The sequence below is a fragment of the Alcanivorax sp. HI0083 genome (assembly GCF_001635175.1).
This window is the reverse complement of record NZ_LWFX01001482.1, coordinates 1-1,107: the sequence shown is the minus strand read 5'-3', so window position 1 is coordinate 1,107 and position 1,107 is coordinate 1. Positions and strand designations below refer to the sequence as shown.

The following is a 1,107-nucleotide window of genomic DNA, read 5'->3' as shown; positions in this document are numbered from 1 at the left end:
GATTCTCACGTGTTACTCACCCGTCCGCCGCTCGACGCCTCCTAGCAAGCTAGGATCGTTTCCGCTCGACTTGCATGTGTTAGGCCTGCCGCCAGCGTTCAATCTGAGCCATGATCAAACTCTTCAGTTAAGAAAAGCGTTTAAAGTGGCCTCTCATAGAGAGGAGCACTTAATGCATGCTCAGTTCGTCATCTGAATTAACAAAAACTTTGTTGACTCGTTCAGAACTGAAATCTTTTAAAGATCCCATCCCGAACAGGTCCCACACGTTTGCTTGCCTGATTGTTAAAGAGCTTGGAAGCCTTGGCTTCCTGACTGCGTCCTTGGCGTGTTGCCGTGTCCGCCGTCTCTGTGGGGGCGCATTCTAGAGATTTACGGGGGACCGTCAACACTTTTTTCATCACTTTTTTATCAAACGGTCACCTTTTAGCCGGGACGGATGAAAAACCATCAAAAACGGCCTAAAACGCTCGTTTCTTATGCAGTTTAAATACCTTCCGCACCAGGTTTTCCCCTGCCATTACAGGACCGGAGGGGAAAAATAGCACAGCCGCGGACATTTTTTCCGCCGGCTGCCGAGATTTTCAGCACTTCCGTCGCCGCACAGCCATAGCAACACATAAAAAAGGCGCCCTGAGGGCGCCTTTTTTATGTGTTAGAAGCGATTAATGCTTACGAAGTTGCCAAAGGCTCATCAACAAACCCACGGCCACATAGATCGTAGCCACACTTAATAGCACCAATGGCGGATCCAGAAAGACGATGGCGAAAGCAATGATCACCCCGAGAAGCACCTTGAAAGGCACTCGACCAATATGAAATTCCTTGAAAGAGTGATATTTCACCGACGACACCATCAGCAAACCGGCGCCCGCGACAACCACCGCCACCAACCAGGAAATATCAGCCCCTTCAATGCCACGACTGGCGCCCAACCACACCAGGGTAGCCACCAACCCGGCGCCCGTTGGGCTAGGCAAGCCAATGAAGAAGCGCTTATCGGTGGTTTCCGCCTGCACATTGAACCGCGCCAGTCGCAAGGCAGCACAGGCCACATAAACCAACGCAGCCACCCAGCCAAACTTGCCAAGGCCGGACAATGCCCAG

Annotated in this window: 1 protein-coding gene and 1 rRNA gene; both read right to left on the bottom strand. The window is 51.8% G+C overall.

Annotation, left to right across the window (positions count from 1 at the left end):
* Positions 1-130 (bottom strand): 16S ribosomal RNA (locus A3754_RS22475); the annotation flags it as partial.
* A 535-nt stretch (positions 131-665) separates the two neighbouring features.
* The coding region (locus A3754_RS28090) for a phosphatidylcholine/phosphatidylserine synthase (protein ID WP_369817644.1) at positions 666-1,107 on the bottom strand (442 nt) is incomplete at its 5' end.